The sequence below is a fragment of the Humidesulfovibrio sp. genome (genome assembly GCF_035560995.1).
Classification (GTDB): Bacteria; Desulfobacterota; Desulfovibrionia; order Desulfovibrionales; family Desulfovibrionaceae; genus Humidesulfovibrio.
Map to the genome: position 1 here is coordinate 1 of NZ_DATMYK010000304.1, position 5,257 is coordinate 5,257.

Below are 5,257 nucleotides of genomic sequence, written 5' to 3' on the forward strand. Positions count from 1 at the left end.
AGGCCTGGCCATCGCCTACGACATCGTGGTCAACAAGCACGGCGGCACCCTGACCTTCGAATCCGAGGAAGGCCGGGGCTCAACATTTTTCATCCGGCTGCCCGTGGGCGGCTGAGGTCGGCATGCACCGGAAGAACGCCAAGCAGAACGCCCAGAACAAGCCCAGGATCATGTTCGTCGACGACGAGCCGGAGATCCTGGAGGGCCTGCAGGCCATGCTCTACTCCATGCGCGGGGAGTGGGAGCTCTCCTTCATGGGCAGCGGGGCCGAGGCCTTGGCCTACCTGGAGCAGCACCACCAGGACGTGGTGGTGACGGACATGCGCATGCCCGGCATGGACGGCGCGCAGCTTCTGCACGCGGTGCAGCAGAAAAGCCCGGAAACCGTGCGCATCATCCTCTCCGGCTACTCGGACCAGGAAAGCGTCATGCGCACGGTGAAGCTGGCCCACCGGTACTTGAGCAAGCCCTGCCCCCCGGCGGAGATGAAGCAGGCCATAGTGAAGGCCCTGCGCCTGCGCGACATCATCCTGAACGTGCAGCTCAAGCAGCTCATCTCGCGCATCGAGTCCCTCCCAGCCCTGCCGGAGCTGTACCGGCGGCTCACCATGGCCCTCATGAACGACGGGGTCTCGCTGCAGCAGATCGGCGACATCATCGCCCAGGACGTGGGCATGAGCGCGAGCATTCTGCGCCTGGTGAACTCGGCCTTTTTCGGCCTGCCCACGCGCGTGGCCAGCGTTCAGCACGCGGTGAAGCTCCTCGGCACCGAGACCATCCGCGTGCTCATCCTGTCCATCCACCTCTTCTCCACCATCAGCCCGCGCAGCTTTCCCGGCTTCTCGCTCAAGATGCTGTGGGAGCACAGCACGCGGGTGGCCTGCTTCGCCCGGGCCATAGCCGAGGTGGAGAACGCAAGCATGGACGACCGCGACGACTGCTTCATCGCAGGCATGCTGCACGATGTGGGCAAGCTGGTCATCGCCACCACCATGACCAGCGACTACCGCAAGGTGCTGGCTCTGGTGCGGGACAAGGAGATCAAGGTGTTCGAGGCGGAACTGGAGGTGATGGACACCACCCACGCCGACGTGGGAGCCTATCTCATCAGCCTTTGGGGCTTCAACGACACCATCGTGGAATCCGTGTGCTGGCACAGCCGCGGCAAGCTCCCCTCCTGCGGGCGCTTCTCTGTGGCCGCCGCCGTGGCCGTGGCCAACAGCTTTGACCATGAGTACGTGTACATAGGGCCGAACCAGGGAAACTCGCGCAACAACACCAAGCCGGCGTCCGCCGGGGCCGCGCACTTCCGCTTCGCCGACAGGGTGGAATACCTGCGGCTCATGCGGGACTGGCGCGAAATCTGCGCGCGCCTTGCGCAGAAGGGCGACTGAATGGCTGACAGAATTCTGTTCGTCGACGACGAAGTGAACGTGCTGGACGGCTTTCGGGCCAACATGAGCAGGCGCTACGACCTGGACACGGCGCAGAGCCCGGAGGAGGCCCTGGCCCTGGTGCGGAACTCCGGCCCATACGCCGTGGTCATCAGCGACCTCAAGATGCCGAACATGGATGGCATCACCTTCCTTTCCCATGTGCGGGACCTTTCGCCAGACACGGTGCGCATGATGCTCACCGGCTTCGCCGACGTGGACGTGGCCATAAACGCCGTGAACGAGGGCCAGGTGTTCCGCTTCCTCACCAAACCCTGCGGCACCGATGTGATGCTGAAGGCCCTGGCCGCGGGCATGGAGCAGTACCATCTGGTGACTGCGGAGAAGGAACTGCTGCGCGGCACCCTGCGCGGCAGCATCCGCGTGCTTTCCGAGGCCTTGAGCCTGGCCAATCCGGAGGCTTACGGCCGCACCGAGCGCATCAAGGCCCTGGTGCGGCGCATGGTGAAGGAAGGAGGCATAAAGGCCACCTGGGAGCTCGACCTGGCGGCCATGCTCTCGCACATCGGCTGCATGGCCCTGCCGCGCACCCTGCTGGACAAGATCGCCACCGGGCAGGAGCTGAACTCCGACGAGCGCAAGCTCTATGCCAGCCACCCGGCCGTGGGCGCTGGCCTCATCGAGCACATCCCCCGTCTGGGCAAGGTGGCCGAGATCATCGCCGGGCAGCACAAGCGCTTTGATCCCAACCTGCCGGAAGGCGCGCGCATCCTCAAGATCGTGGTGGACTACGACACGCTGGAGAGCCGGGGCCTTGCGCCCACGAACATCTTCATGCGCATGCGCGGCTGCAAGGGCTGCTACGATCCGGGCCTGCTGGACCGCTTCGAGAAGGCCGTGGGCATAGAGGGGCCGTATCTGCGGAAGCACGTGGCCGTGCGCGAGCTGACCGAAAACATGATCCTGGACGAGAACGTGGTGACGCGCGAGGGCCTGCTGCTTCTGGCGCGCGGCATGGAGCTGAACGAGACGAGCATCTACCGGCTCATCCAGACCGGGCAGACCTTCGACATCGTGGAGCCCATAACCGTGCTGGTGATGCCGGAGAGCAAGCCGCAGCAGCGCGCTGAATAGTTTGTTGCCGCCCGGGGCCCGGCCCTCCCCCAGAAAATGCGGCCGGGGCCGCGCCAGCAAGACCCCCGGAGCCCTGCGCTTCGGGGGTCGACTGCTTTCCGGGCGGGGAGCATCGTTTCACGCCCGCCCGGCCTCTCCCCCTAAATGGTCTGCTTGAGGGACGCGACAGTGACTTCCAGCACGCGCGTAAGGAACGGGAACTTGGCCTTCATTTCGTCATACTCAGCACCGGAGGTGATGAAACGGGCCGTGCCCTCCAGAAGAAAACCCGTGCCCGGCCCCATGCGCCCCTGCACCTCCTTGCTGCCGAGAGTCAGCAGCACCCTGTTGTTCTTGAGGATGTTCTGCTCGGTCTTGCGCATCTTCCAGGCGGGGATGAGCAGCCGCACGTCGTCGGGCTGGCCGAGGTATGAATTCCAGGTGTTGACCACGTGCGCCTCGTTGTCGGCGCAGGTGACGATGGAAACAACACCCTCATGGCTGACAACCTCTCGGAATTTCTCGGTGAGCATGCGTTTCTCCTTGGTGTTGAAGTATTGTAGACAATGTCTGTCCGTGATATCCATAATATCTCGTGCAACTCTGGTCAAGACCGGAGCTGCGGGGTACACTGATTTCATTCAAACAGCGGACGGAGGCTTCGGATGCAGTTCAGCGTTGGCGTGGAGTACGCGTTCCATTCACTGTTCTATCTGGTGGACATGCCGGAGGGAAAACCCGTCGGGATACGGCAGATAGCCGAGCTGCACGGGATCACGGAGAGTTATCTGTCCAAGGTCTTCGCCAAGCTGCGCAAGGCCGGGCTTGTCCGGTCTGTTCCCGGCGTAAAGGGCGGCTATGAGCTGGCCCGGCCTGCGGAGGACGTGTCCTTCTGGGACATCGTCGAAGCCGTTGAGGGGCCCTCCCACTTCTTCCAGTGCGCGGAGATCCGCAAGAAGAACATCTTTGTGGACGACCCTTCGGTGTTCACGGACAAGTGCCCCTGCCTCATCAAAGTGGTGATGGTGGAGGCCGAGGAGTTGCTGCGGGACAGGTTGCGCGCGCGCTCCTTGCGCTGGCTGCGCGATCAGGTGTGCCGCGACTTCCCGGAGCGGAAGAAGCTGGCCATGGCCGAATGGGCCAAGGGGCTTTGAGGCGGGGGGCTGCTGATAGGACGGGCAAGCGGCGCTGCAAGGCTTTGGGCCAAACAAAAAAAGCGGCCAGGATGTTCTCCTGACCGCTTTGATTTGCGCTGGCGTCCCCAAGGGGATTTGAACCCCTGTTAACGGCGTGAAAGGCCGTCGTCCTGGACCAGGCTAGACGATGGGGACATGGTGAGAAGTGGCTGGGGGACGAGGAATCGAACCTCGATTGGCGGAGCCAGAACCCGCAGTATTGCCTTTATACGATCCCCCAGCAGGTTGCGAGGGCACGTGATACTGGCTTCGGGGCGTTCTTGTCAACCCCGAAGTGTGCCCTTCGCGAAAAAACTACAGCGCGCGCGACAGGCGGCGGGTGCGCTTCTTCAGCTTGTTGATCTTGCGGCGCAGCTGGGTGCGCTCCTGGCGGGCTTCGACGGTGCCCTTGGCCACGCGCATCTCGCGGATCTTGCGCTTCATGGTGAAGATCTGATCCTTGTAGGGGGAGACGGCGCCCTCTTCGTCAACGATGCCGAACACGCCCTTGATGGCGGTGACCAGCTCTTCCTTCTGCATGCCGCTGGCGCCCACGATGGAGGGGATCTTCTTGACCACCACCAGCTGACGCAGCTCTTTGGCGGTCATCTTGTCCAGGGGCTTGGTAAGGCCCAGGCTCTCAAAGCTCATTTCCAAAATTTCCTGGCTCATTTCCTTCTCCTTGACGCCCCTTGGGGGCGAGTATTCGCGTCGTTGGCCGCGCCCTCATCGGGCAGGCTGGAAAAATACCGCACATAGGCCAGATAGCAACGGCCAACGGCGGAATCCGGGTCGATTTTGCCGATCAGCCCGCCGAGATTGCTCGGCTTTTTGGGGTGAACGGCGCGCGGAGAAGTCTCCGCGTGACTTTGCAGCCCCAATGGAACTCTGCCGTCTAGCAGCTCGAACCGCACCTTGTCAAAGACTTCTTTGCCAAAAAATGCGTTCACGCGCTCCAGAAGCTCAAAAACATAGTAGCTGAGCTGCTGCGCGGCGATGGCGTCCTGGGCGAAGAGCACCAGGGTGCCGTCCTTGTGGCCCAGGGGCCGCGCCAGCTCGGCCACTTCCGGCCCCACCACGTTTTCCCACTCGCGCCATAGGCGCACCAGTTCCAGGCCGCCTTTCTTGTCGTAGCGGGAGAGCAGCCGAAACATGGAGTCCTCGCCCACCTTGCGGTGGCGCGACTCGCGTCCCGGGTGCTGCATCCTGCGCCGCGCCCTCACGGTCGGAACCCCGCCGGGCTGGTGTGCATGTGCTTGCGGCCTGCGCGCGTCATTTCCGCCTCCTAACCCGGATGCGCTCCGGGCGCAAGGCCAGTGCTGGCCGCAAGGCTTTTTGCGTCAGCCATCGGCGCGCCTGATGGCCCGGGGCAGGGGGCGCATCGCCTGTTGCCGCCGGGCCGGGCTTCTGGTAACAGGCCTTTTCTACGCCCAAATCGCCACCCCCGGAGGAGCACCCATGGCCAAAAAGCCCGTTTCGAGCCCTGAAGAATTGCGCCTGGAGGCCCTCACCACGGCGCTCACCACCATTGAGCGCAAGTTCGGCAAGGGCGCCATCATGCGCATGGACGACGGC

At 63.5% G+C, this 5,257-nt stretch carries 7 protein-coding genes, 2 tRNA genes and 1 pseudogene; 5 read left to right on the forward strand and 5 right to left on the reverse strand.

Going from position 1 to position 5,257, the window contains the following annotated elements; genetic code table 11:
* The first annotated feature begins 10 nt into the window (after positions 1-10).
* From VN419_RS12165 to VN419_RS12175, 3 genes are read left to right on the forward strand one after another with little or no spacing between them, the layout of a single operon-like run.
* Positions 11-115: a hypothetical protein gene (locus tag VN419_RS12165; RefSeq protein WP_325647500.1), complete on the forward strand. Its 105-nt coding sequence runs from the start codon at positions 11-13 to the stop codon at positions 113-115.
* Positions 116-122: 7 nt separating this feature from the next.
* Positions 123-1,394, forward strand: coding sequence for a response regulator (locus VN419_RS12170; protein ID WP_325647494.1), 1,272 nt, complete (start codon positions 123-125; stop codon positions 1,392-1,394).
* The gene (locus tag VN419_RS12175) at positions 1,395-2,528 is read left to right on the forward strand and encodes an HD domain-containing phosphohydrolase (protein WP_325647495.1); all 1,134 of its coding nucleotides are present in this window, start codon (positions 1,395-1,397) and stop codon (positions 2,526-2,528) included.
* A 140-nt stretch (positions 2,529-2,668) separates the two neighbouring features.
* On the opposite strand, the gene VN419_RS12180 is transcribed toward VN419_RS12175, so the two are convergent.
* Positions 2,669-3,040 (reverse strand): pyridoxamine 5'-phosphate oxidase family protein, encoded by a 372-nt coding sequence (locus VN419_RS12180; RefSeq protein ID WP_325647496.1) that lies wholly within the window; start codon positions 3,038-3,040, stop codon positions 2,669-2,671.
* Between the two features lie 132 nt (positions 3,041-3,172).
* Between VN419_RS12180 and VN419_RS12185 the strand changes: the two genes are divergently transcribed.
* Complete coding sequence (locus VN419_RS12185) at positions 3,173-3,661, forward strand: Rrf2 family transcriptional regulator (protein WP_325647497.1); 489 nt, start codon at positions 3,173-3,175, stop codon at positions 3,659-3,661.
* Positions 3,662-3,760: 99 nt separating this feature from the next.
* On the opposite strand, the gene VN419_RS12190 is transcribed toward VN419_RS12185, so the two are convergent.
* The 4 genes from VN419_RS12190 to VN419_RS12205 form a co-directional block, all read right to left on the reverse strand.
* Positions 3,761-3,838 (reverse strand) — tRNA-Glu (locus VN419_RS12190).
* Positions 3,839-3,849: 11 nt separating this feature from the next.
* Positions 3,850-3,923, reverse strand: a tRNA-Gln gene (locus VN419_RS12195).
* Positions 3,924-3,997: 74 nt separating this feature from the next.
* The gene (locus VN419_RS12200) at positions 3,998-4,354 is read right to left on the reverse strand and encodes a hypothetical protein (protein ID WP_325647498.1); all 357 of its coding nucleotides are present in this window, start codon (positions 4,352-4,354) and stop codon (positions 3,998-4,000) included.
* On the reverse strand, positions 4,351-4,887 hold the full coding sequence (locus VN419_RS12205) for a DUF721 domain-containing protein (protein WP_325647499.1): 537 nt from the start codon (positions 4,885-4,887) through the stop codon (positions 4,351-4,353). Before VN419_RS12205 ends, VN419_RS12200 begins: the two co-directional genes overlap by 4 nt.
* Positions 4,888-5,140: 253 nt before the next feature.
* On the opposite strand from VN419_RS12205, the pseudogene VN419_RS12210 reads away from it, so the two are divergent.
* Positions 5,141-5,257 (forward strand): annotated as a pseudogene (locus tag VN419_RS12210) (DNA recombination/repair protein RecA); the annotation flags it as partial.